The following is a 22,128-nucleotide window of genomic DNA, read 5'->3' as shown; positions in this document are numbered from 1 at the left end:
GGCTCGATCGGTCCCGTCAATTCAATCGATTCAATCGATTCAATCGACCGGCCTCGCAACGTCCTCTTTCGTCAGCAGCATCGCCAGCGGCCGTGTGGAGCTGAAGGCCGAAAAAATGATCGTGAGCGCCACCGTTCCCGGCACGGCGAGGAAGGCACCCGGAATGCCCCAGATGGCGGTCCAGGCCGCGAGACTCATCAGTATGACCGCCGGGCTCAGGTTCAACGACCCGGCCATGAGCCACGGGTCGAGCACGTTGCCCATCACGAAGTTGATGGCCGAGAGCGAAACGAGCAGCGTGATGGGCTCGTTCCACTGCCCGAACTGAAGCGCGGCGAGCAAGGCCGGAAACGCGACGGAGATGAGCGAACCGGCATAGGGCACGAAGTTGAGCAGCACGATGAGCACGGCGATGAGCGGCGCGAACTCCAACCCGACCAGATGCATGCACACCCAGCTGAGAATACCGAGCACCACACCGAGCAGCGCCTTCAACGCGAGATACGTGCCGATTTTCGCGTTGATGGCGTCGATCACCGGTTCCATGTCGGCCTTGCCGCGCATGGCCGCCGAAAGCTTGCGCCGGAATCGCCCCATCTCGACCATGAAGAACGCCGTGTACAGCAGAACGACGAGCGTGGTCGCCATGAGCGAGGAGAGCGAGCCGAGCAGCGAGGTGAGCAGCGACTGAACATTCACCGCCGCGAGCAGCTCGCGGCGAAACGCCGCCCATGACGCTTCGGTCTCCAGATGAAGCAGCGCCGTGAGCTTCGTGAGCAGCGCGAGCAGCGTCGCTTCGTATTTGGGCGCCACCGCCAGCATGCGGTCGGTGTCGGAGAGCAGCAGTTCGGTGGCCAGCCACGCCGCCACGAGAATGAGCCCAGCCGCGCTCCAGTAGCGCACCCCGGCGCGAATACGCTTGCCCACATGCGGCACGCGCCGCAGAATTTCGGCGATCCCGTAAATCACATACGACGTGATGATCGCAAACGCTATCGGCACCAGCACCGGGCGCCCGATATACAGCACCCATCCCGTGATGACGGCGATGAGCAGCACGCAGGTGGCGGTAACAAGATCCTGTTTCATGGCGTCCCCGGCGCAACCGCATTGCGGCCCGATGCCAACGAAGCCGTACCCGCGCGTGGCGGGCGGCTCATCTTCTGTGCGGCAAGGGCCATCGCTTTCCTCGCGTGACGTGAAATGCCTGGGATGACGAATCACTTTTCATGTCGCGCCGGACGCTCGCCGCGCAATCCGGCGTCCCGCCTGCACGCGCCCGAACGGGACGTTAGCAAGCCATTGGCGTCCGCCGCGCCAGGTGCGCGCGCAACTCCGGCCCTCAATTCCTCGCGGCTTTCACCGTGCCGCTTGCGGCAGCGCATCATCGCGCGCCGAAACCGCCGTCGGGTGCAATCTGCCACCACTTCGCAAGACTAGACGCTTTGGAAAAGACGTGCTCGTTCGCTGGCTGGCGAAGCCGATCGCGCGGCGGCGTCATGGCCACCCGCTATGGAATCCGAACGACTCCGGCCCTTTATGATGGTTGCGTGAACATCGACTTTTTCGGAGAGCAAAAGATCGCGTTTCACTTTAAGTCACGTTTAAGCAGCAAAAAGTACCTTACGCGCATCTTCATCAACCTCCCATTTTTACCTTCGCTATGAGCACGAATAAGTATCGGCGCCGGGGCCTGATCGCCGGTGTCGCGCTGGCGGTCGCCGGCACGTGGGTCGTCACCCATGGGCACGCCAGCGCGGACGAAAGCAGCAAACTGAAAACCACCGTGTCCGCGCCGATGCCCAAGGCGGACAACGCCACGGGCCAGGCGCCGAACTTCTCGGCAATCGTGGCGAAATACGGCCCGGCCGTGGTGCACATCGAGGTCGTCAAGGAGAACCCGGAGTCTGAAAGCGGCCACTCGGGCGCGCTGGGTTCGGGCTTCATCGTGAGCCAGGACGGCTACATCCTCACCAACAACCACGTGGTGGAAGACGCCGACGCCGTCACCGTCAAGCTCACCGACGGCCGCACGCTGCGCGCGCGCGTGATCGGCACCGACAAGGCCGGCGACGTGGCCGTGCTGAAGATTCCCGGCAGCGGCTTTCCCACGGTGAAGATCGGCGACCCCGCCAGCAGCAAGGTGGGCGACTGGGTCGTGGCGATCGGCTCGCCGTACGGGCTCGACAACACCGTGACCTCGGGCATCATCAGCGCGAAGTCGCGCCAGCTCTCGGAAGACAGCCCCACGCACCTCATCCAGACCGACGTGCCCGTCAACCCAGGCAATTCGGGCGGCCCGCTCTTCAACCTCAACGGCGAAGTCATCGGCATCAACTCGATGATCTACTCGCGCACGGGCGGCTTCCAGGGTCTCTCGTTCGCGATTCCGATTGACGAAGCCATGCAGATGAAGGAGCAGATCGTGCAAGGCGGCAACCAGGGTTACGCGAGCAACGCGCCGCGTCCGCGCCTTGGCGTGGCCGTGCGGCAGCTCACCGGCGACGAAGCGCAGCAGATCGGCGTCGACGGCGGCGTGCTGGTCATGCGCGCAGCGGGTCCGGCGCGGGCGGCGGGCATCAGCGCCGGTGACGTGATCGTCGCGGTCAACGGCGTCAAGGTGCGCAACGTCGGCCAGTTGCAGAAGATGATCGCGCAAGCCGACGAGGCCGTGTCGATCGTCGTCAACCGCGACGGCGAGCGGATGATCGCGCAGGTCGACCTCGCGCAGGGCTGATCGCACCGGGCACACGGCACACACGGCACATACGGCGCACGCTGGGCAGCACGCAACGCACAGGCAGAATCAGGGAGAAGCGTGCGCCAGATAGTCGATGCGCTCGACGATGTACGGATAAAACGGGTTCCATGACAGGCGCGTAAGCAGTCCCGCGCCCACGATCAGCGCGCCCGTTTCACCGCGCACGGACTGGGCGCCGAGGTGGATGCCCAGGTCGTCGTCGGGGTCGGGCGTGCGGCCGTACAAGGAGTCGGTCACCGGAAACGGCAGCGCCACATGCGAAAGCGAATACACGTCGGGCGGATAGTCGAGCCCGGTGGGTTTGACGGCCGCCGTCGTTTCGTTGGCGGCAGTGCTCTGCTCGATCACTTGCGGCGAAGTGGCCGACGCGTTGGTGAGCAACGTCAGCCGGTAACGCAGCGGCGGTGCGGGCGCGATGCGGCGCAGCGCGTCGCGCATCGAAGCGCGCAGCAGCGGGCTCCATTGCGCCGTGCGGTTGATATCGAACAGCACGAGTTCGCTGCCGTTGGCAGGCAGTTGCGCATACAACGAACTGACGATCGCGCTCGTGCTCACCGTGAAGTCGAGCACGGACTGGAAGGTCAGCGCGGGCGGCAACTGCGCCAGTTGCCCGCTACGGCCCGCCTGTGCCAGTTCCTGCTGGACCCGCTGGGTCACGCGCCAGGACTGGCGCGCGCCGTTCACGGGAAACGAGTTGTACTTGAACGGATTGAACTCCGGCACGATGTCGAGCCACGCCGCTTTCGCAAACGAAGGCAGGATCGACGGCAAGGCCGCGAGCCCGGCAAAGCGCGCAAAGCGCGTAATGCCGATCATCGGCGAGATCAGGATCAGGTGGTCCGCCCTCGGCAGGCTCGGGTTCTGCACCGCTTCCAGCGAATATTGCAGCGCCAGCGCGCCGCCGTTGGAAAAGCCCACGATATGCAGCGGCGCGGGCGCCGGCACGAGCCGGCGCGCTTCGCGCACGGCGAGCCGCGTGGCCGCCTCCCAGTCTTCCGCCGTCACCTCGGTCAGGCCCGAGGGCACCGTGCCGTGCCCAGGCAGCCGGACCGCCACCACCGCAAAGCCATCGCGCTGATAACGCTGCGCGATGTGGCGCAGGCTGTATGGCGAGTCGGTCAGCCCGTGCAGCATCACGGCCACGCCGCGCGGCGCGCCCTCGGGCATGAGCGTGTAAGAGCGGTTCCAGTCCGTGCGAAAGCGCCCCGGATAAATCGGGCTGCCCGAGAAATAGCGATTGGCCGGCACGCGCTCGTCCTCCGGCAACTTGTCGGTCACATTCTTTTTGACCGCATCGAACAGGCGGTTTTCGTGCGCGATGTAATCGGCCCATGTCGCCTGGTCGATTTCGTGCTCGTGCATCTCTTCGGGCACCCAGGTATGCCACACGCTCAGCGGCGCCTTGCGCTGCGCGTCGTAGAACCGCACGGCCACGATGCACAGAAACGCGATCAGCACGAAAAGGGAAAGCCGCTTCGTCCAGCGCCACAGCCACGTTTTTGTCATGAAATTCGCCATGTCCGGTCAATGCCTCGCGAACGGTGGACCCGCCGTGCCACGCGCTAGCGCGGGTACGGCGGCCAGAACAGCGGTACGACCACTACGGTGATGATGAGCGCCCCCAGGGCCGCCGGCATGCCGACGAAAAAAAACTCGCGGATCCGATAGCCGCCCGCGGTGCTCACGAGCGCGTTCACCGGATTCGAGACCGGCGACATATAGGCCGCCGAGGCGGCGACAGCCGTCGTCATCGCAAACGGATACGGCGACGCATGCAGGTGCCCCGCCATCGCAATGACCACGGGCGCCATCAGCACCGCCGTGGCCGTGCCCGAAATCACGGTGCCCACCACGAGCGTGAGCAGGAACACGGCGCCGAGCAAGCCATGCGCTCCCCAGTCGCCCGCCACGCGCAGCACGGCGTCGGCGGCGATGTCGATGCCGCCCGTGCGTTGCAGCGCGATCGAGAACGGCAGCATGCCGACGATCAGCACGAGACTGCGCCAGTGAATCGCGCGGTAGCCGCTGTCGAGGCTCACGCACCCCAGCACACCCATGAGCAGGCAGCCGATCAGGCCCGCGAGCACGTTCGGCACGCCGGGCGCGAGCATCAGCGCGATTACGAGCGCCATGCTGCCGAGCGCGTGCAGCGACTTGTGCGGCACGGGCACGTAGGCCTCGCTTTCAACCGGCATGGCGAGACACACGATGTCGTGCTCGACCGACTGCATCGAAAAGATATCGATCCACGGCCCCACCACCAGCAGCGTGTCGCCGACTTTCAGGCGCGTGGTTTGCAGGTCGCTCACGTGCGCGGCCTCGGCGCGGCGCAGCCCGACGACCGTGACGCCGTGACGCGCGAGCGTGGCGGAGCTGCGCGCGAGGTTGCCCACGAGCGACGAATCGGGCGGCACGATCACCTCCGCCATGCCCACGTCGTGGGTCTGGTCGGTGAAGTATGCGCCCGACATGCGGCGCTCCACCAGCGCGTTGCGCTCGCAAAAGGCCTGTACGTCGAAGCCGGCGGCGTCCACGTCGAGCAGCAGCACGTCGCCGGGCGCAATGCTGCTGTCGGCCGTGGCGAGCAGCACCGTCGTGCCCATGCGCGCGGCCCGCTCGATCGCCACGACGTGCGCAACGGGATCGTCGTCCAGCCCGCAGCGCCCGAGCGTCTGCCCCACGAGCGGCGAGGCCGCCCCGACACACAGGCGAAACGCGCGGCCTTCGAGCGAATAGCGCGCCACCCAGTCGTTCACGGAAGGCCGTTTGGCCGCGTCGTCCTGCCGCGCGCCGTTCAGAAAGCGCCGCGCGAACAGCATATAAGCGATGATCGCGGCGAGAATCGGCGCGCCCACGGGTGTGATGGCGAAAAAACCGAAGCCGGCGTAGCCGCGATAGGCCAGCGCACTGTTGACGACGAGATTGGGCGTCGTCGCGACGAGCGTGAGCATGCCGCTCGTGAGCGCCGCCATGCTCACCGGCATGAGGAGCCGGCCGCGCGAGACGCCCGACTGGCGCGCGATGCGAATCACGATGGGGATGAAGATCGCGACCACGGCGGTCGAACTCATCACCGCGCCCATCATGGCGACGATGGCCATGATCAGCATCACGAGCCGGCGCTCGTTCGAGCCGCCGCGCTCGATGAGATAGTCGCCCACGCGCTGGGCGACGCCCGTGCGCGCGAGTCCGTCGCCGAGCACGAACAGCGCGGCGATGAGCACGATGTTCGGGTCCGCGAAACCCGCCAGCGCTTCGTTCACGCTCACGACGCCCGTGAGCGGCAGCGCGACGATCATGATGAGCGCCACCGCGTCCGCGCGGGGCCGGCCGATCAGGAACATCGCGATCGCGCTGGCGAGGCACGCAACGGTCATCAAAAGGTCGGTAGACATGATTCCGCTACGCCTCGCGAACGGGCCATGGAAACCACTGCTACCGCAAATAGTGCCGGTTTTCGGGATTCGGTGTCGGCGCGCGGCCGCAAGTCGCTGTTTTGGCGGCACTTTATCGTGCCGCCGCGCTAGCGGCTCACTGGCGCGCGGCGAGCAGGGACACGCGATTGCGCCCCTGGTGCTTGGCCTGATACATCGCCTGATCGGCCTCGTCGAGCAACGAGCGCGCGGCGGCCTCGGGGCTCGCTTCGGCGGCTTCGGGCGCGTCTGTTTGTCCGTGGGTTAGCGCGCTCACGCGATACGGCGCCACCCCGATCGACACGCTCAGCGCGATGCGCTCGCCCTCGTCGTCGAGCAGTTCGATGGCCTCGACCGCGCGGCGGATCCGCTCGGCCACGGCCAGCGCATCGGGCAACTCGCACAGCAGGAGCGCGACGAACTCTTCGCCGCCGTAGCGCGAAACGGTGTCTCCCACGCGCACGTGCTGCTTCAGGCAGGTGCCGATGGCGCCCAGCGCGAGGTCGCCGAGCGCATGGCCGTGGGTGTCGTTGATCAGCTTGAAATGGTCGATGTCGATGAACAGGCACGACATGGGCGCCGCGTGCGAGCTCGCGCGCCGGATTTCGTGATGCAGGCGCTCGTCGAAATAGCGGCGGTTCGACAGGCCCGTGAGCGGGTCCGTCACGCCGGTGCGGCGCAGATGCTCGCGGTGCGCGACGTTGTCGAGGCTCGCCGCCGCCACGCGCGTGAAGCGCATGAGCAGATCGGTCGCCATGGTGGCGTCGAAGCGGGCGGGGTCGTCGCTGGCCAGGCACAGATAGCCGAGCACCTGGGTGCGGGTGAGAAGCGGGAGCACGATGGCACTCCCGGCCGCGGCCTGCGCGCCGAAAAAGGTCTCGCTCACGGCAGGCTCCAGCTCGCTCACGCGGCCCAGCCACGGCAGGTTGTCCGCGCACAGGTGGGACAGCGCGAGGCCGCCCTGCATCCCGGTTTTCAGATGCGCTTCGAGGTCGGCGCGAGCGCATTCGGCTTCGAGCAGGTCGCGCAGGAGCGGCGTGCGCCGGTCGAGCCAGACGCTGACCGAAGCGAGGCCGAACACCTCGGGCAGGTAGACGAACACCCCTTCGAGAAACGCGCTCCAGTCGTGCGCCGCGATCAGGCGCAGCTCCACGTCCTGGAAGCTCTTCAACGCGCGCTCGTTACGCTGGACGGTTTCGATTAGCGCAGCAAGGTCCGCTACAGGCTGGTTCCCGGGGTGTGTCACGATGCATCGAGAATATTCCGAAGCCTTCTATTACGGCAGATCGGGGCCAGACTTGAGCCGGCGGCGGCGGCCGGATCGCAGCGCGCGGCGCGCGCGTGCTTGCAGGCGGCGGTGGCAAGCGGCCGGCCGCCTTGCTATATGATCGCCGTTTAACGTAGGGGAATCGCCTTCATGCAAATACTGGTCGACGCTGACGCCTGCCCGGCCGTCATCAAGGACATGTTGTTCCGGGCCGCGCGGCGCGCCGAAGTCACGGTCACGCTGGTCGCCAACCAGTTTCTGCGCACGCCGCCGTCGCCCTTTATCAAGGCAATCCAGGTGCCGGCGGGTTTCGACGTGGCCGACGCCCGCATCGTCGAGCTCGCCGCATCGGGCGACCTGGTGATCACGGCGGACATCCCGCTCGCCGCCGCGGTGCTGGAGCGGGGCGCTCATGCGCTCGATCCGCGCGGAAACTGGTTCACGCGCGAGAATATCCAGGAGCGGCTGACGATGCGCGACGTCATGGACCAACTGCGCAACGCGGGTATCGAAACGGGTGGCCCGGCGCCGTTCAGCGCGCGCGACAGCAAGGCGTTTGCCAGCCAGCTCGACCGGTTTCTTGCGCGGCACGGCACACCGCCTCGCGCAACGCCTTGAGCGGCAGAAATCTCGGGAGAGAGAGAAGGTGCCGTCCTGCCGCGCCGCACGCCGTACCGGCGCGCAAATTCAGGCAAACTCAGGCGTGCCCAGGCACACTCACGCGCGCTCAGGCCGGGACGGCGACGCGCTTAACGGCGGCGCATGGCGGGACGCGGCTGCACGCCGGGCGCGCGCTCGTCCTTGTGACGGAAGTTGATCCGGCCTTTCGACAGATCGTAGACCGACAGTTCCAGCGTGACACGGTCGCCGGCAAGAATACGGATGTGATTCTTGCGCATGCGGCCCGACGCGTAGGCGTTCACGACCACGCCGTTCTCCAGCGTGACGCGGTATTTGCTGTCCGGCAGCACTTCGTCAACGACCCCGTCCAGTTCCAGCAGTTCTTCTTTTGCCAAGTTAGTGCCTCCAGAGGGCTTAATGTCGCGTCAATGCAAGGCGCCGGCGCATACCGCCGTTCAGTGCAGCACTTGCACGCGTAGGTGTGGTAGAGCGTTGCCCGGCGCATGTTGCGGGTACGCCGAAAGCGGAATCTGTACGAACCTGGGCTGGGTATCGGCAACGCATGGAGCGTCGCAACCTGGTGAGCCGAGGACACCACACCGCGAGCTTGCGGATGCGGCGAGAACAGGAATGCAAGAAAAGAGAATTGGCAGGCGTGGCAGACAGCCGCCACGCCAAAGCGAGAGACTCGCGCCGCCCCGACAACGGGGCGGAGGACATCAGACAGCGTTATTGCGGCGTGATGTTCGAAGCCTGGAGGCCCTTGGGGCCGCGCTTCGTTTCGTAGGTGACCTTCTGGCCTTCAGCCAGGGTCTTGAAGCCCGTGCCACGGACTTCCGAGAAGTGCGCGAACAGGTCGTCGCCGCCCTTGTCCGGGGTGATGAAGCCAAAGCCCTTGCTATCGTTGAACCACTTGACGGTACCGGTTTCCACTAGATATTCCTTGAACAGACGAATAAACACATACGCCCCGAAAAAAGGGCGAATAAAAAATCAAAAAACGGAGAGGTCAACGAGAGCCGCTGATGGCGACCCGGATGATGATCAATCAAGCATTTTACAGATTTTAGCTAGCCACAGTACGCGGTAGCCGCCGCCACGTCAAGCGGTTTCTTGCCTTATCGAGCTGTCACCCGATTATCACCAGGTTGGCGCCCTTTTTTCGATAGTCCGCCCACGCCCGCCCATCGCCGGTTTGCGGCTGCGCCGCCCCTGCATGACCCCCAAAAAAAGGCCGCCGAGCCTTCGCGCGGCGGCCTTCGCCAAAACCTGGGCAAGCGTGGAAAAACCTGAAAGACGGCCCGGCAATCAGCCAAGCCCGCCCATCATCATGTACTTCGCCTCGAGATATTCGTCGAGCCCGTACTTCGAGCCCTCGCGCCCCAGCCCCGACTCCTTCACGCCGCCAAACGGCGCGACTTCGGTCGACAGAATGCCGTCGTTGATGCCCACCATGCCGCTTTCCAGCGCGCCCGCCACGCGCCACACGCGGCCGATGTCGCGAGCGTAGAAGTAGGCGGACAGACCGAAGTCGGTATCGTTGGCCGCATGGAGCGCCTCTTCCTCGGTCTCGAAGCGGAACACCGCCGCGACAGGCCCGAACGTTTCCTCGTGCGCAAGCATCATGCCGCCATGCGCGCCCGTGATGACGGTGGGCTCGTAGAACGTGCCGCCCAGCGCGTGCGCGCGGCCGCCGCACACGACCGTGCCGCCCTTCTCGCGCGCGTCGCTCACGTGCGCCTCGACCTTGCGCAGCGCCGCGCCGTTGATGAGCGGCCCTTGCGTGGCGCCCGGCTCCATGCCGCTCGCCACGCGCAGCGCGCGCACCGCCGCCACGAGCTTGTCGACAAACGCGTCGTGCACGCCGGCCTGCACGTAGAAGCGGTTCACGCACACACAGGTCTGTCCCGTATTGCGGAATTTCGAGGCCATCGCGCCTTGCACGGCGGCGTCCAGATCGGCGTCGTCGAACACGATGAAGGGCGCGTTGCCGCCCAGTTCGAGCGAGACCTTCTTCACGGTATCCGCGGCGGCGCGCATGAGCAGCTTGCCCACGCGCGTGGACCCCGTAAACGAGATCTTGCGCACGGCCCTTGAGGCCATGAGCGTGTCGCCGATCGCGGGCGCGTCGCCCGAGACGACGTTGAACACGCCGCGCGGAATGCCCGCCTCGGCCGCCAGTTCGGCCAGCGCGAACGCCGACAGCGGCGTCTCCTCCGAAGGCTTGAGCACCATCGTGCAACCGGCCGCGAGCGCGGGGCCCGCCTTGCGCGTGACCATGGCGAGCGGAAAATTCCACGGCGTGATCGCCCCCACCACGCCCACGGGCTCCTTCGTCACGACGATGCGCGCGCCCGGCTTCGGCGCGGGAATCACGTCGCCGTAAGCGCGCCGCGCTTCTTCCGCGAACCAGGTGAGGAAGCTCGCCGCATAGGCCACCTCACCCAGCGCTTCCGCGTAGGGCTTGCCCTGCTCGGCCGTCATGATGCGCGCCAGGTCTTCGCGGTGCGCGAGCATCAGTTCGCCCCAGCGGCGCACCTTCGCGCCGCGTTCGCCCGCCGTGGCGTCACGCCACGCGGGGAACGCATGCGAGGCCGCCGCCACCGCTTGCAGCGCCTCGCGTGCGCCGGCGCGCGCGACCTGCGCGAGCGGCGCGCCGCTGGCCGGGTCGATGACCGCGTAGGTCGCGTCGCTCGCCACCCATTCGCCGTCGATGAAATTCGACGTGCGCCACAGGCGCGTCTGGCTGAGTCCGTCGATCATGCCGCAATCTCCAGGCGGCGTGCCGCGCGCGGCACGCGCGGAATGCGCGCGCTCACGTAGTCGTTGATGACGTCGCACGGCGTGTAATTGCGGTCGAGCTCGTAAAGCTCGTCGGCGCTCAGTGGCGTGTCGAGCGCGGCGAGCGCGCTTTCGAACTGGGCGACCGTATCGGCGCCCACCAGCATCGAACTCACGCCCGGGCGGCCCAGCACCCACGCCTGCGCGATCTGCGCGCACGACACGCCGCGCCCGGCCGCGACCTCGGCCACCGAGCGTGCGATATCGCGCGACGCTTCGTCGTCGTACATCTGCACGGTGAAGAAGTCGGTCTGGTTGCGCACCGATCTGGCGTCGCCGGAAAGCAGACCTCGCGCCAGCGGGCTAAACACCGAAACCCCCACGCCCTGGTCCTGGCAGAACGGCACCATCTCGCGCTCTTCCTCGCGATACGCGCAGTTCAGTTGCAGTTGCATATTGATGGGTCGTGCGAAATGATGACGATCGCAGACCTGGAGGATCTTCGCGAACTGCCACGCGAACATGGTCGAAACGCCGATATAGCGCGCCTTGCCCGAGCGCACGATGTCGTTGAGCGCGTCCATGGTTTCTTCAACGGGCGTGTTCACGTCGAAGTAGTGGAGCATGTAGACGTCGACGTAATCGGTTTGCAGGCGGCGCAGCGACCCATCGATGCCCTCCATGATGTGCTTGCGCGAATGTCCCTGATTGTTGACGCCGTTGCCGATCGGATAGCCGACCTTGGTCGTGAGCACCAGTTCGTCGCGCCTCGCGAGCCGCCGCACGAGCCGCCCAACCACTTCCTCGCCCACCCCCGTCGAATAGAAGTCCGCGAGGTCGATGAAGTTCACGCCCGCTTCGAGCGCGCGACGCACGATCGGCTCGCTCTGCTCCTCGTTGAAAATCCAGGGCTTCCAGTCGGGCGTGCCCATGTTCATCGTGCCGAGGCACAGGCGCGACACCTTCAGGCCCGAGCGGCCAAGTTGCACGTATTGCATCGTAGTCACCTGTAACGAATTGCGCGGCTCAGGCCGCTTTGGCCTTCGGCGTGTAGAACGGGTTGCTGATCCGGTCTTTGATCTTCGCGACATCGTCGAGCTTCGGTAGCCCGTTCATCGCGGCGCGAATAGCCGTTTTGCAGGCCGCGTAGTTGTGCTCGTACACCGCGTCGAGGTCGTCGCAGGACCAGTTCACCCAGTTCGCCGTGATGATGCACCATTCGTTTTCGGCCTCGGGCGGCAGCGTGCCGTCGAGCATCGCCTCGGTCACAGCCTTCGCGATGGCCGCCTGCGAAGCGCCCCACGTGGCGTTGCCGTGCAGGTCGCCCCGAATGTCGGCCTTGTTCACGTAGAGCGTGGCGGGCTTGACCGGCACGTTGGGTTGCGCGACCACCATGAACGGCACGTGGCCCTGCGAAGGCGAGGACAAGCTGTTCGTAAACGCTTGCCCGACAGGGCCGTTGCGCGGCCCGATCATGATGTTGATGTGGGCCGCGTTGACGCCCGGTCCCGCGAAACCTTCACCGATATAGACTTGCAGGTCTTTCATGTTGACTCCGTCTCCTTTGTCATGGGTTTGATTCAGGCCAGACGCATTCCAGCACACGCGGCAAGCGCCCAAAAGCTATGAAATCTCATGGGGGCATGACGCGCAGTCATCGCCGCGACGCTCACTTTCACGCGCTGACAGTGGCATGAAAACAGGTAATGCATCGATGAGTTTTCGTTGCTTCGCAACCCAAAATGCTGCCGCTAGACTCTGGTCGGATCGGTTCAAAAAAGCGCGGTCCGCGCATCAACAAGACTGGAGACGACATGAGACGTATCACGCTGTCCGGCGTGCGCATTGCCGCCGCCCTCGCGCTCACCTGCGCGGCCACGAGCAGCTTCGCCGCCACTGGCTGGTGCGAGGCGGGCAAGACCGTAAAGCTCGCGCAAATCACCTGGGAAAGCGGCGCGCTGATGACCGAAATGGTCCGCACGGTGCTGGAGAAGGGCTACGGCTGCAAGACCGAGATCGTGCCCGGCGCCACGGCCGCCACCGAAACGGCGCTCACGAAAAACGACCTCCAGGTGTGGGCCGAACACTGGACGGGCCGCAGCCCGATCGTCGCGCGCGGTTTGCAGGACGGCAGCGTGAAACTGGTGGGCGAACTGATTCCGGGCGGCGACAAGGAAGGCTGGTACGTACCCGACTACGTGATCAACGGCGACGCGAAGCGCGGCATCAAGCCCCTCGCGCCGCAACTGCGTTCCATCGCGCAACTGCCGCAGTACAAGGCGCTTTTCACCGACGACGAAGAACCGGGCAAGGGCCGCTTCTACAACTGCCCGGCGGGGTGGGACTGCGAGCGCTTCAACAATCGCCTGCTCACCGCCTACAAGCTCGGCGACGACTACACGAACTTCCGCCCCGGCACCGGCGGCGCGCTCGACGCGGCCATCGCCTCGGCCTACGAGCGCGGCAAGCCCATCCTCTTCTACTACTGGCAGCCCGCCGGGCTGATGGCGAAGTACCGCTTCGTGCAACTGGAAAGCGCGCCCTACTCGGACGCCTGCTGGAACACCATCGCCGAGCCGCAGGGCGCACCGTGCGCCTCCGCGTTCAAGGTCTCGCATCTGAAGGTCGCGGTTTCCACGCCGTTTTACGACGCCGCGCCCGACGCCGTCGCGTTCTTCAGCAAGGTCAGCCTGCCGCTCGCGCTCGACGAACAACTGGTGCAGCAAATGCACGACAAGAAGCTCGACGCCGCACGGGTCGCGCGCGCCTTCTTCGAGCAGCACCCGGAAATCTGGAAGCAATGGGTCACGCCGGACGTCGCGGCGCGCGTGCAGGCAGGCCTGCGCAGCTAAGGGACGCAGTTAACCCGCAAATAAGCGAAACCGCCGCTCGCATCACACGACACACGCAGAATGAGGCTCATCATGGGATCTCCCTTCCTTCACCTTTCCATTGCCGACTGGGTCAACGATCAGGTCGCCGCCTTCGTGCAGCGCTACGGCGACGCCTTCCACAACTTCAGCGTGCTGCTGCTGCGCGACGTGCTGGTGCCACTCGAAGCCCTGCTGCGCGCGACGCCGCCCGTCGTCGTGCTGGCCGCCGTGGGCCTGCTCGGCTGGCATGCCTCGCGGCGCATCGGCGTGGCGCTGATGTTCGTCGTGCTGCTCTGGCTGATCGGCTGCTTCGGGCTGTGGGACAAGCTCATGCAGACCTTCGCGCTGATGGTGGTGGCCACGCTCATCTCCGTCATGCTCGGCGTGCCGCTGGGCATCCTCGCGGCGTCGAGCAGCAAGCTGCGCCGCGTGTTGCTGCCGGTGCTCGACGTCATGCAAACGCTGCCGAGCTTCGTGTACCTCATTCCGGTGCTCATGCTGTTCGGTCTCGGCAAGGTGCCCGCCATTCTCGCCACCGTGGTCTATGCGCTGCCGCCGCTCATTCGCCTGACCGACCTCGGCATTCGCCATGTGGACGGGGAAATCGTCGAAGCCGCACGCGCATTCGGCACCACGCGCATGCAGTTGCTCTTTGGCGTGCAGTTGCCGCTGGCGCGCCCGAGCATCATGGCCGGCATCAACCAGACCACGATGATGGCGCTTTCCATGGTCGTGATCGCTTCGATGATCGGCTCGCGGGGCCTGGGCGAGGACGTGCTCGCGGGCATCCAGACGCTCGACGTGGGCAAGGGCACCCAGGCGGGCATCGCCATCGTGATTCTCGCGATCGTGATCGACCGTATCAGCCAGGGCTACGGCCAGGGCCGGCGCACGCGCGGTCTGGCACGCAAGCCGAAGCAGCCTTCGCGCGTGCCGTTTCGCCGCGCGCGCGACCAGGCGGGCGACGGCGCTGAAGCGGCGAAGGCCAACGAACTGACGAGCCAGCCGGCCAAGTAACGAACGCGAAGACAAAAGCACCGGCACAATAACAAGCTGGGCCGGCGCTTCCTGAACAAGGAATGAGGTAACGATCATGAGCGGCATCGAAGTGAAGAACGTCTACAAGATCTTCGGCTCGCGCGACGCGAGCCAGCGCGCGCTGGCGTTGCTGCGCGGCGGCGCGGGCAAGGCCGAAGTCCTCGAAAAAACGCGCTGCAACGTGGGCCTGAACGACGTGAGCCTCTCCATCGGCTCGGGCCAGATCTTCGTGATCATGGGTCTCTCGGGCTCGGGCAAGTCCACGCTCGTGCGCCACTTCAACCGGCTCATCGAGCCGACCGTGGGCGAGATCCTGATCGACGGCAAGGACGTCATCAAGCTCTCCGACAACGGCCTGCGCGATTTGCGACGTTACGGCGTGAGCATGGTGTTCCAGAGCTTCGGACTCCTGCCTCATCAAACGGTGCTCAACAACGCCGCGTATGCACTCGTCACGCGCGGCGAGAACAAGGCCGCCGCGCATGCGAGCGCGCGCGAATGGCTCGGCAAGGTCGGGCTCGCGGGTTACGCCGACCACTATCCCGACGAGCTTTCGGGCGGCATGCGCCAGCGCGTGGGCCTGGCCCGCGCGCTCGCCGCGAACACCGACGTGCTGCTGATGGACGAAGCGTTCTCGGCGCTCGATCCGCTCATCCGCACGGAAATGCAGGACCAGTTGCTCGAACTCCAGGCCACGCTCAAAAAGACGATCGTGTTCATCACGCACGATCTCGACGAGGCGTTGCGCATCGGCAACCAGATCGCGATCCTTCGCGACGGGCGGCTGATCCAGTGCGGCACGCCCGACGACATCCTGCGCCGCCCCGCCGACGACTACGTGCGGCGCTTCGTCGAGCGCCGCGCCGGGACCGCGCACTAAGCGCCGCACATGCGGGCGCTCATCGGCCTGCTGGGCGGCTACACGATCCTCGTTTGCGGGAACAGCCTGCTCACGACGCTGATCTCGCTGCGCATGCTCCACGACGAGCGCACCGCGCTCGACGTGGGCCTCGTGCAATCGTGCTACTACGTGGGCTTTATCGTCGGCGCGCTCGGGCTAGGGCCGATGGTCGGGCGCATCGGCCCGCAGCGCGCCTTCATCGGCTTCGGCGCACTCGCGGCGCTCGCCGCACTCGGTTATCTCTCGTTCGATTCGCCTGACGTCTGGGCCGTGCTGCGCCTCATTACCGGCTTCAGCATGGTCGGCGTGTTCACCTCGATCGAGAGCGGCGTGAACGGCGCCGTGCCCAACGAGCGGCGCGGGCGCGCGTTTGCGTTCTATCTCGTGCTGACCTATCTCGGCGTGAGCGCGGGGCAATTCCTGCTGGGCCTCGGCACGCCCGGCGGCATGTTCGAGCACGCGCTGGTAAACGGGTTGTTCGTGGCCGCGCTCATACCCGTGGCGTTGATCGGCGAATGGCAATCGGTCGATGCCGCGCCGCTGGCCGCCAAGGCGCCGCCTTCCGCGCTCGCCACGCCCAAGCGCCCCACGCTGCTGCTCGACGGCCTGCGCGAACTGCATCGCGTCGCGCCGCGCAGCGTGCCCGCCTGCATCGCCGCGGGCCTGCTCTCCAGCGCGTTCTATGCGCTCACGCCGGTGTATCTCGCACGCATCGGCTACCCCGCCAGCGATATCTCGCACGCCATGGGCGTCGTGCTGATCGGCGCACTGCTTTCGCAATGGCCCGTGGGGCGGCTCTCAGACCGCCTCGGGCGGCGCGCCACGCTCGGCGTGGTCGCGATCGTCTCCGCGTGCGCGGCAGCGGCGCTGGTCGTCGTGCGCGCGCCGGTCCTCGTCGACACGCTGCTCTTCGTCTATGTCGCGCTCACGTTCACGCTCTACGGCGTGATCGTGTCCGACGTGAACGATCGCGTCGATCAGGCGCGGCGGGTACAGACAAGCGCGACGCTGCTGCTGGTTTTCTCGCTGGGCGGCGCGGCGGGCCCGACCCTCGCGTCGCTCTTCATGCGTCTGCTCGGCGCAGGCGGCCTGTACGTGTTCGCGCTCACCGTCGCGCTCGGGCTGGCCGCGCTCTCACGCGCCCGGAGCGCCTGAATGGCCCCGCGTGCCGCTATACTCCCTCGTTTGCATGAGGCGCCATTTCGAGATGGCATCACCCGCAAGGAGAGGATCGTGAAGCGAAAGATGCCGGCGCTGAACGCCCTGAAGGCGTTCGAAGCGGCAGGCACGAGCGGCAGCTTCACTCGCGCCGCGGAACAGTTGAACGTGACGCAGAGCGCGGTGAGCCGCCAGGTGCGCCAACTCGAAGAACAGCTCGGCGAAACGCTGCTGGAGCGCCATCACCACCGCCTCGAACTGACCGAAGCGGGCCGCGCGCTGCTGCGCACGCTCCAGCAATCGTTCGACCGCATCGAGCTCACGGTGCGCACGATCCAGCAAAAGAGCGACCTCAACCGCCTGCGCGTGAACGCACCACCCACCTTCGCGAGCCGCTGGCTCGTGCCGCGCCTCACGCGCCTGCACGCGCGCCATCCCGAGCTCGAACTGAGCCTCACCACGCAGCTCCAGGACAGTCTCGCCGATTCGACGGCGCTCGACTGCGCGATCCGCTTTGGCGACGGCGAATGGGAGGGACTGGACAGCTCGCTGCTGATGCACGAATCGCATATCGCGGTGTGCGCGCCCGCGCTGCTCGCGCAAGGACCGGTCGACCTCACGCAGCAGACCTTGCTGCATGTGCTCGCGGGCGACAACCAGCGCTATCTCACGTGGCGGCACTGGCTCGACGCCGCGCGCATCGAGGACGTGGATACCTCGGGCGGCTACGAATTCGATCTGCTCGACCACGCGATTCGCGCGGCGATTGAGGGACTGGGCGTGACGATGGCCGACCGCCACATGATCGAGCGCGAACTGGCGCAGGGCCAGCTCGCGCCCGTGCGCGACGTGCATGTGGACGGCCGCCAGTCATACTGGTTCGTGGTGCGGCCCGAGCAAAAGGCTTCGAAGCCGCTGCGGCTTTTCCGGCAGTGGCTTCAGGACGAAATCGCCGCCGCGCGCTGATGGCTCGACGCGATGGCCTGGGCCACAAGGGTCTGGTCGGCGTCTTCCAGAATCATTTCCGCCCCTTTTTCCGCGACCATCATCGTCGGCGCGTTCGTGTTGCCCGACGTGACATTCGGAAAGATTGAAGCGTCCACCACGCGCAGGCCGTCGATGCCGTGCACGCGCAGGCGTGCATCCACCACTGCCGTGCGCGGGTCGGGGCCCATCGCGCAGGTGCCGCACAGGTGATAGATCGAGCCGCTTTGCTCGCGGAAGAACTTGAGCATGCTCGCGTCGTCCGTCACTTCGCCGGCGGGCGTGACCTCGGCTTCGGTGATCTCCTGCAACGCGCGCGCCGTCATCAGCTTGCGCACGAGGCGACTGCCCGCAATCGCTTCGTCGCGGTCCTTTTGCGTCGACAGATAGTTGCCGCGAATCTTCGGTGCGTCCTCTACGTTCGCCGAGGCGATCTCCACCGAGCCCCGGCTCGTCGGGCGGCACGGATTGAAGCAGACGAGAAAGCCCGAATACGGCTCCGGCGTGAGTTGTGCACGATCTGACTTAGGAATCCGATACGAAAGCGGATTGAAATACACCTGCATGTTCGGATGAGGCTCGTTCACACTTGTGCGGAAGAATCCGCCCGACTGGTTCACGCTCATCGAGAACGGCCCCTTGCGCTGGAACACATACTGAAGCCCGAACTTGAGTTTGCCCATCCAGCTGCCGAACGCGTCGTTCAGCGTCTTTACGCGTGAACGATAGTAGAAGCTCACGCACAGATGGTCCTGCATGTTCTGCCCCACCGCAGGCAACTCGTGCACCACGTCGATACCGTGCTTCGCAAGCAACGCGCGCGGACCCACGCCGGAAAGCTGCAACAGCTTGGGCGAATCGACCGCCCCCGCCGCCACGATCACTTCGCGGTTCGCATGAAACGTGCGCTTCACGCCTTGCTGAACGATCTCCACGCCAATGGCGCGTTGACGGCTCGCGTCGAACAGCACGCGCGTGGCGCGCGCGTGATGCTCGATCGTGAGATTCGAGCGATGCCCCGCGCGATGCAAATAGGCCACGCTGCTCGAATCGCGCTTGCCGTCGCGCGTGTTGACGTCGTAGATGCCCACGCCTTCGAGACGCGCGCCGTTGAAGTCGTTGTTACGCTCGTAGCCAAGCTGGGCGCAGCCTTCAATGAAGGTGCGGCAGACTGGATGCGCGCCGTCCTTCATCGGCGTGATGCGCACCGGGCCGCTCGCGCCATGCCACGGCGTGTCGCCGAGCGGATGCGATTCGAGCTTGCGGAAATACGGCAACACTTCCTGGTACGACCAGCCCGGATTACCCGCCGCCGCCCAGTCGTCATAGTCGCGCGCCGCGCCGCGCACATAGATCATCGCGTTGATCGCGCCCGAACCGCCCTGCACCTTGCCGCGCGGCGCATAGATCTGCCGCCCCGCGAGTTCCGGCTCCGGCTCGCTGTAATACATCCAGTTGTACTGCTTGTTGTAGTACAGCTTGGCGAAGCCGATGGGGATCTTGAACCAGAACGAGTCGTCGGGTCCGCCCGCTTCGAGCAGCAGCACCGAATGGCGCCCGGAGGCTGAAAGCCGCTCCGCCAGAATGCAGCCCGCCGACCCCGCGCCAACGATGATGTAGTCATAGCTCATAGACATGCTCCCGCAGTCGAGTCCGTTCATTGCTTGTGCTCATCAACCGCGCGCAGGCGACGTGTCGCGCACATCGGCGGGCCGGCTGGCCATCTGTAGATGCAGACGCTTGCCCGTGTAAGGCGAGTGCGCGCGCACGACGTCCATGTCGAGTTCGACGCCCAGGCCCGGCGCCTTCGACGGAATGATGTAACCGTCCTCCCACTGAATGGGGTGCTTGAGCACCTGCGCGTGAAAACCGTCCCACGTGCCGATGCTTTCCTGAATCAGGAAGTTCGGCGTGCAGGCCGCAAGCTGGATGCTCGCCGCCGCGCCCACCGGCCCGTTGTAGAGATGCGGCGCGATCTGCGCGTAGTGCACTTCGGCCAGCGTCGCGATCTTTTTCGCTTCGAGCAGGCCGCCTACGCGCGCGACGTTCAACTGGAGAATCGACGCGCCACCCGCCTGCAACAGCTTGTGGAATTCGTATTTGGTGGTGAGGCGCTCTCCGGTCGCAACCGGAATCGACGTGTGCTTCGCGACATTGGCGATGGCCTCTTCCTGGCCGGGCGGCACGGGTTCTTCGAACCACAACGGGTCGTATTTTTCGAGCCGCTTCGCAAGACGAATGGCCGAAGACGGCACCATCTGGCCATGCGTGCCGAACAGGAGATCGGCCTTGTTGCCCACGGCCTCGCGCACCTTGCGGCAGAACGTTTCGCAGCGCTCTAGCACCTCCAGCGAAAGCTGATGGCCCGAATACGCCGTGTACGGTCCCGCCGGGTCGAACTTGACCGCCGTGAAGCCGCGCTTCACGTTCTCCGCCGCGCATTCGGCGGCGAGATCGGGGTCGTCGTAGTCGTATTCGCCTTGCGCGTTCTTCGGATAAAGATAGGTGTACGAACGCAGCCGCTCGTTCACCATGCCGCCCAGCAACTCGTACACCGGCTTGCCGGCCGCCTTGCCGATGATGTCCCAGCACGCCATTTCCAGGCCGCTCACAATGCCCATCATCGTGAGGTCGGGGCGCTGTGTGAAGCCGCTCGAATACGTCTCGCGGAACAAGCGCTCCACATGGTGCGGATCATGGTTGAGCAGATAGCGCGAGAACACGTCTTCAATCGCGGGCGCCATCACGTCGGGGTGGAACGTGGCGGCGTAGATCTCGCCCACGCCCTCGATACCGCAATCGGTTTTCAGGGTGACGAAGATCCAGTACATGCCGCCCAGGTGCGGAGGCGGCACGGCAACGACATGCGTTTCTATTGCGACAACTTTCATGGTTCGAACGGTTTCAGGCAGAGTGGGAGTGGGTCATGCGCTTGAGCACGAGCGCGGCAACACCGCCGAGCGCGCCAACGGCGGCCACATAGGCGAAATAGAGCTGATAGCCGAGCATGCCTGCGTAGTGCTCGGTGATATAGCCGTTCACGAGCGGCAGGAAAATGTCCGACGAGTAGCCGATAAGCGAGACGAGACCGATCGCAAGTCCCGTGATGCGCATGGGAACGGCGCAGTAATCGAGCAGCGTCCAGTACAGGCCGCGAATCGCGTAGGTCATGAGGCCGATGAACAGCACCACCGCGCCCAGCAGCGCCATGTTGCGCAGCGCGGGCAGCAGAATCAGGCCGATCAGACCCGCGACGGCCAGGAACAGCGCCCAGATCAGCACGCGCAGGTTCGAGAAGCGGTCGCCAAGGAAGCCGCCGCCAATGCCGCCGATGGGGCGCATCCAGAGCTTCGCCGTGGTCACCATGCCCGCGGCCACGACGCTCATATGCATTTCGCCCTGCTGGAGATACGCGGAGAAGCTATAAGTGGCCCAGAAAATCTGATAGCCGCAGAACACCACTGCCGCCATGAGCCAGAGCTGCGGAATCGCAGCGAGCGTGGCCAGATCGCGCCAGAGCGAGCCGCCCGTGCCCGCTTCGACGGTCTGGCTTTGCGCTTGCGAAGGCGCGGGGTCCTTGAAGAAACTCATCAGCGCGCCGAGTGCGATGCACGTGAACGAATACAGATAGATCACGTGACGCAGTCCTGCCGCTTCGCCGCGGCCCGATCCGGTGGCGGCCGCGAACAGCGCCAGCGCGACCGTTGCGAGCAAGGCCTCGACCAGGCCGCGCCCGCCATCGAGCAAACCGAAGAAGCGGCCTTGCTCATTTGGCGCCGCGATCATGCGCACGCGCTTGAGCACCGAGGCCCAGAATGTGAGGCCCGTGGTGAGGCCCCAGCAACAGAAGATCACAAGGAGCGAGTGGAACGCGGGCGCGGTGGAATACCACAGGCCCAGCGCGCCCGTTCCGATCAGCGAGAAGCAGATCAACAGGCGCGGCGCGAGTCGGTCGGCTAGCCAGCCGCTCGGCAGGTACGAGAGAAAGAAGACGATGCCGAGCACCGAATAGAGGTAACCCAGTTGCGCGTTGTCGATGTGCAGGACATCGAGCATCGTGGTCTGATACACCTGCCGCAAATACAGCAGCGGATAGATGCCGCCCGCGGCCAGCACGAGCAGCAGCAATTGCATGTAGCGTTGCATCGCGCCGGAAGCAGCGGGCGTGAGCGATGAGGTTTCGACGCGCGGCAACCCGGCCGGCGCATCAGGCTTGGCGATGGACTTCTGCAAGACTGTCTCCTGACGCCCGCGCGCGGACCCAAAGCCGACGCGAGGCGCGTTTTCTTCATTTTTGGCGCTCGTTGTGGCGAGCACCGCCTCAACAATTA

General features: G+C 65.6%; 19 protein-coding genes. 7 read left to right on the top strand and 12 right to left on the bottom strand.

Features of this window, described 5'->3' with window-relative positions; translation table 11 throughout:
• Nucleotides 1-39: 39 nt before the first annotated feature.
• The gene (locus C7401_RS22535) at nucleotides 40-1,089 is read right to left on the bottom strand and encodes an AI-2E family transporter (protein WP_112173611.1); all 1,050 of its coding nucleotides are present in this window, start codon (nucleotides 1,087-1,089) and stop codon (nucleotides 40-42) included.
• A gap of 574 nt (nucleotides 1,090-1,663) precedes the next feature.
• On the opposite strand from C7401_RS22535, the gene C7401_RS22530 reads away from it, so the two are divergent.
• Entirely contained in the window at nucleotides 1,664-2,737 is a 1,074-nt protein-coding gene (locus C7401_RS22530; RefSeq protein ID WP_112173610.1) for a S1C family serine protease, read from the top strand.
• A 69-nt stretch (nucleotides 2,738-2,806) separates the two neighbouring features.
• Here C7401_RS22530 and C7401_RS22525 read toward each other — a convergent pair whose 3' ends face one another.
• The 3 genes from C7401_RS22525 to C7401_RS22515 form a co-directional block, all read right to left on the bottom strand.
• Complete coding sequence (locus C7401_RS22525) at nucleotides 2,807-4,267, bottom strand: alpha/beta hydrolase (RefSeq protein WP_112173642.1); 1,461 nt, start codon at nucleotides 4,265-4,267, stop codon at nucleotides 2,807-2,809.
• Between the two features lie 56 nt (nucleotides 4,268-4,323).
• Complete coding sequence (locus C7401_RS22520) at nucleotides 4,324-6,156, bottom strand: SLC13 family permease (protein ID WP_112173609.1); 1,833 nt, start codon at nucleotides 6,154-6,156, stop codon at nucleotides 4,324-4,326.
• A gap of 136 nt (nucleotides 6,157-6,292) precedes the next feature.
• Nucleotides 6,293-7,345, bottom strand: a complete 1,053-nt coding sequence (locus C7401_RS22515) for a sensor domain-containing diguanylate cyclase (RefSeq protein WP_258397189.1) — start codon at nucleotides 7,343-7,345, stop codon at nucleotides 6,293-6,295.
• Between the two features lie 246 nt (nucleotides 7,346-7,591).
• Here C7401_RS22515 and C7401_RS22510 point away from each other — a divergent pair, with 246 nt between their 5' ends.
• On the top strand, nucleotides 7,592-8,059 hold the full coding sequence (locus C7401_RS22510; RefSeq protein ID WP_112173607.1) for a YaiI/YqxD family protein: 468 nt from the start codon (nucleotides 7,592-7,594) through the stop codon (nucleotides 8,057-8,059).
• A 131-nt stretch (nucleotides 8,060-8,190) separates the two neighbouring features.
• On the opposite strand, the gene infA is transcribed toward C7401_RS22510, so the two are convergent.
• The 5 genes from infA to fae all read right to left on the bottom strand — a co-directional run bounded on the left by infA (nucleotide 8,191) and on the right by fae (nucleotide 12,391).
• On the bottom strand, nucleotides 8,191-8,457 hold the full coding sequence (gene infA, locus C7401_RS22505; protein WP_112173606.1) for a translation initiation factor IF-1: 267 nt from the start codon (nucleotides 8,455-8,457) through the stop codon (nucleotides 8,191-8,193).
• A 334-nt stretch (nucleotides 8,458-8,791) separates the two neighbouring features.
• A complete protein-coding gene (locus tag C7401_RS22500) occupies nucleotides 8,792-8,995 on the bottom strand; it encodes a cold-shock protein (protein WP_112173605.1) in 204 nt (67 codons plus the stop codon).
• Between the two features lie 375 nt (nucleotides 8,996-9,370).
• Nucleotides 9,371-10,825, bottom strand: a complete 1,455-nt coding sequence (locus tag C7401_RS22495) for an NAD-dependent succinate-semialdehyde dehydrogenase (RefSeq protein WP_112173604.1) — start codon at nucleotides 10,823-10,825, stop codon at nucleotides 9,371-9,373.
• Nucleotides 10,822-11,841, bottom strand: coding sequence for an aldo/keto reductase (locus tag C7401_RS22490; protein ID WP_112173603.1), 1,020 nt, complete (start codon nucleotides 11,839-11,841; stop codon nucleotides 10,822-10,824). The genes C7401_RS22495 and C7401_RS22490 overlap by 4 nt, the downstream gene beginning before the upstream one ends.
• A gap of 28 nt (nucleotides 11,842-11,869) precedes the next feature.
• A complete protein-coding gene (gene fae / locus C7401_RS22485; RefSeq protein WP_112173602.1) occupies nucleotides 11,870-12,391 on the bottom strand; it encodes a formaldehyde-activating enzyme in 522 nt (173 codons plus the stop codon).
• A 266-nt stretch (nucleotides 12,392-12,657) separates the two neighbouring features.
• Here fae and C7401_RS22480 point away from each other — a divergent pair, with 266 nt between their 5' ends.
• The 5 genes from C7401_RS22480 (at nucleotide 12,658) to C7401_RS22460 (ending at nucleotide 17,779) form a co-directional block, all read left to right on the top strand.
• Nucleotides 12,658-13,695 carry an ABC transporter substrate-binding protein gene (locus C7401_RS22480; RefSeq protein WP_112173601.1) on the top strand — a complete coding sequence of 346 codons (1,038 nt, stop codon included), beginning with the start codon at nucleotides 12,658-12,660 and terminating at the stop codon, nucleotides 13,693-13,695.
• 72 nt (nucleotides 13,696-13,767) lie between these two features.
• The gene (locus C7401_RS22475; protein ID WP_112173600.1) at nucleotides 13,768-14,733 is read left to right on the top strand and encodes an ABC transporter permease; all 966 of its coding nucleotides are present in this window, start codon (nucleotides 13,768-13,770) and stop codon (nucleotides 14,731-14,733) included.
• 76 nt (nucleotides 14,734-14,809) lie between these two features.
• Entirely contained in the window at nucleotides 14,810-15,634 is an 825-nt protein-coding gene (locus C7401_RS22470; RefSeq protein ID WP_112173599.1) for a quaternary amine ABC transporter ATP-binding protein, read from the top strand.
• A gap of 9 nt (nucleotides 15,635-15,643) precedes the next feature.
• Complete coding sequence (locus C7401_RS22465; RefSeq protein ID WP_112173598.1) at nucleotides 15,644-16,810, top strand: MFS transporter; 1,167 nt, start codon at nucleotides 15,644-15,646, stop codon at nucleotides 16,808-16,810.
• A 90-nt stretch (nucleotides 16,811-16,900) separates the two neighbouring features.
• A complete protein-coding gene (locus C7401_RS22460) occupies nucleotides 16,901-17,779 on the top strand; it encodes a LysR substrate-binding domain-containing protein (protein WP_112173597.1) in 879 nt (292 codons plus the stop codon).
• Here the strand turns inward: C7401_RS22460 and C7401_RS22455 are convergent.
• Genes C7401_RS22455 through C7401_RS22445 form a run of 3 tightly spaced genes read right to left on the bottom strand, consistent with a single transcriptional unit; the run spans nucleotide 17,752 to nucleotide 21,943 of the window.
• Nucleotides 17,752-19,428 carry a GMC family oxidoreductase gene (locus C7401_RS22455; protein ID WP_112173596.1) on the bottom strand — a complete coding sequence of 559 codons (1,677 nt, stop codon included), beginning with the start codon at nucleotides 19,426-19,428 and terminating at the stop codon, nucleotides 17,752-17,754. The two genes, C7401_RS22460 and C7401_RS22455, sit on opposite strands and share 28 nt — an antisense overlap.
• A 42-nt stretch (nucleotides 19,429-19,470) precedes the next feature.
• On the bottom strand, nucleotides 19,471-20,688 hold the full coding sequence (locus C7401_RS22450) for a mandelate racemase/muconate lactonizing enzyme family protein (RefSeq protein WP_112173595.1): 1,218 nt from the start codon (nucleotides 20,686-20,688) through the stop codon (nucleotides 19,471-19,473).
• A 13-nt stretch (nucleotides 20,689-20,701) separates the two neighbouring features.
• Entirely contained in the window at nucleotides 20,702-21,943 is a 1,242-nt protein-coding gene (locus C7401_RS22445) for an MFS transporter (protein WP_112173641.1), read from the bottom strand.
• Nucleotides 21,944-22,128 lie beyond the last annotated feature (185 nt).

Origin of the sequence: Paraburkholderia unamae (genome assembly GCF_003268775.1) — a bacterium.
GTDB lineage: Bacteria > Pseudomonadota > Gammaproteobacteria > Burkholderiales > Burkholderiaceae > Paraburkholderia > Paraburkholderia unamae.
This window is presented reverse-complemented; position numbering and strand designations above follow the sequence as displayed.

Excerpts from the sequence above, each read along its gene's own strand:
- C7401_RS22535 (WP_112173611.1), bottom strand. The coding sequence starts at position 1,089 with ATGAAACAGGATCTTGTTACCGCCACCTGCGTGCTGCTCATCGCCGTC.
- C7401_RS22530 (WP_112173610.1), top strand. The coding sequence starts at position 1,664 with ATGAGCACGAATAAGTATCGGCGCCGGGGCCTGATCGCCGGTGTCGCG.
- C7401_RS22525 (WP_112173642.1), bottom strand. The coding sequence starts at position 4,267 with ATGACAAAAACGTGGCTGTGGCGCTGGACGAAGCGGCTTTCCCTTTTC.
- C7401_RS22520 (WP_112173609.1), bottom strand. The coding sequence starts at position 6,156 with ATGTCTACCGACCTTTTGATGACCGTTGCGTGCCTCGCCAGCGCGATC.
- C7401_RS22510 (WP_112173607.1), top strand. The coding sequence starts at position 7,592 with ATGCAAATACTGGTCGACGCTGACGCCTGCCCGGCCGTCATCAAGGAC.
- C7401_RS22495 (WP_112173604.1), bottom strand. The coding sequence starts at position 10,825 with ATGATCGACGGACTCAGCCAGACGCGCCTGTGGCGCACGTCGAATTTC.
- C7401_RS22490 (WP_112173603.1), bottom strand. The coding sequence starts at position 11,841 with ATGCAATACGTGCAACTTGGCCGCTCGGGCCTGAAGGTGTCGCGCCTG.
- fae (WP_112173602.1), bottom strand. The coding sequence starts at position 12,391 with ATGAAAGACCTGCAAGTCTATATCGGTGAAGGTTTCGCGGGACCGGGC.
- C7401_RS22480 (WP_112173601.1), top strand. The coding sequence starts at position 12,658 with ATGAGACGTATCACGCTGTCCGGCGTGCGCATTGCCGCCGCCCTCGCG.
- C7401_RS22475 (WP_112173600.1), top strand. The coding sequence starts at position 13,768 with ATGGGATCTCCCTTCCTTCACCTTTCCATTGCCGACTGGGTCAACGAT.
- C7401_RS22470 (WP_112173599.1), top strand. The coding sequence starts at position 14,810 with ATGAGCGGCATCGAAGTGAAGAACGTCTACAAGATCTTCGGCTCGCGC.
- C7401_RS22465 (WP_112173598.1), top strand. The coding sequence starts at position 15,644 with ATGCGGGCGCTCATCGGCCTGCTGGGCGGCTACACGATCCTCGTTTGC.
- C7401_RS22460 (WP_112173597.1), top strand. The coding sequence starts at position 16,901 with ATGCCGGCGCTGAACGCCCTGAAGGCGTTCGAAGCGGCAGGCACGAGC.
- C7401_RS22455 (WP_112173596.1), bottom strand. The coding sequence starts at position 19,428 with ATGAGCTATGACTACATCATCGTTGGCGCGGGGTCGGCGGGCTGCATT.
- C7401_RS22450 (WP_112173595.1), bottom strand. The coding sequence starts at position 20,688 with ATGAAAGTTGTCGCAATAGAAACGCATGTCGTTGCCGTGCCGCCTCCG.
- C7401_RS22445 (WP_112173641.1), bottom strand. The coding sequence starts at position 21,943 with ATGCAACGCTACATGCAATTGCTGCTGCTCGTGCTGGCCGCGGGCGGC.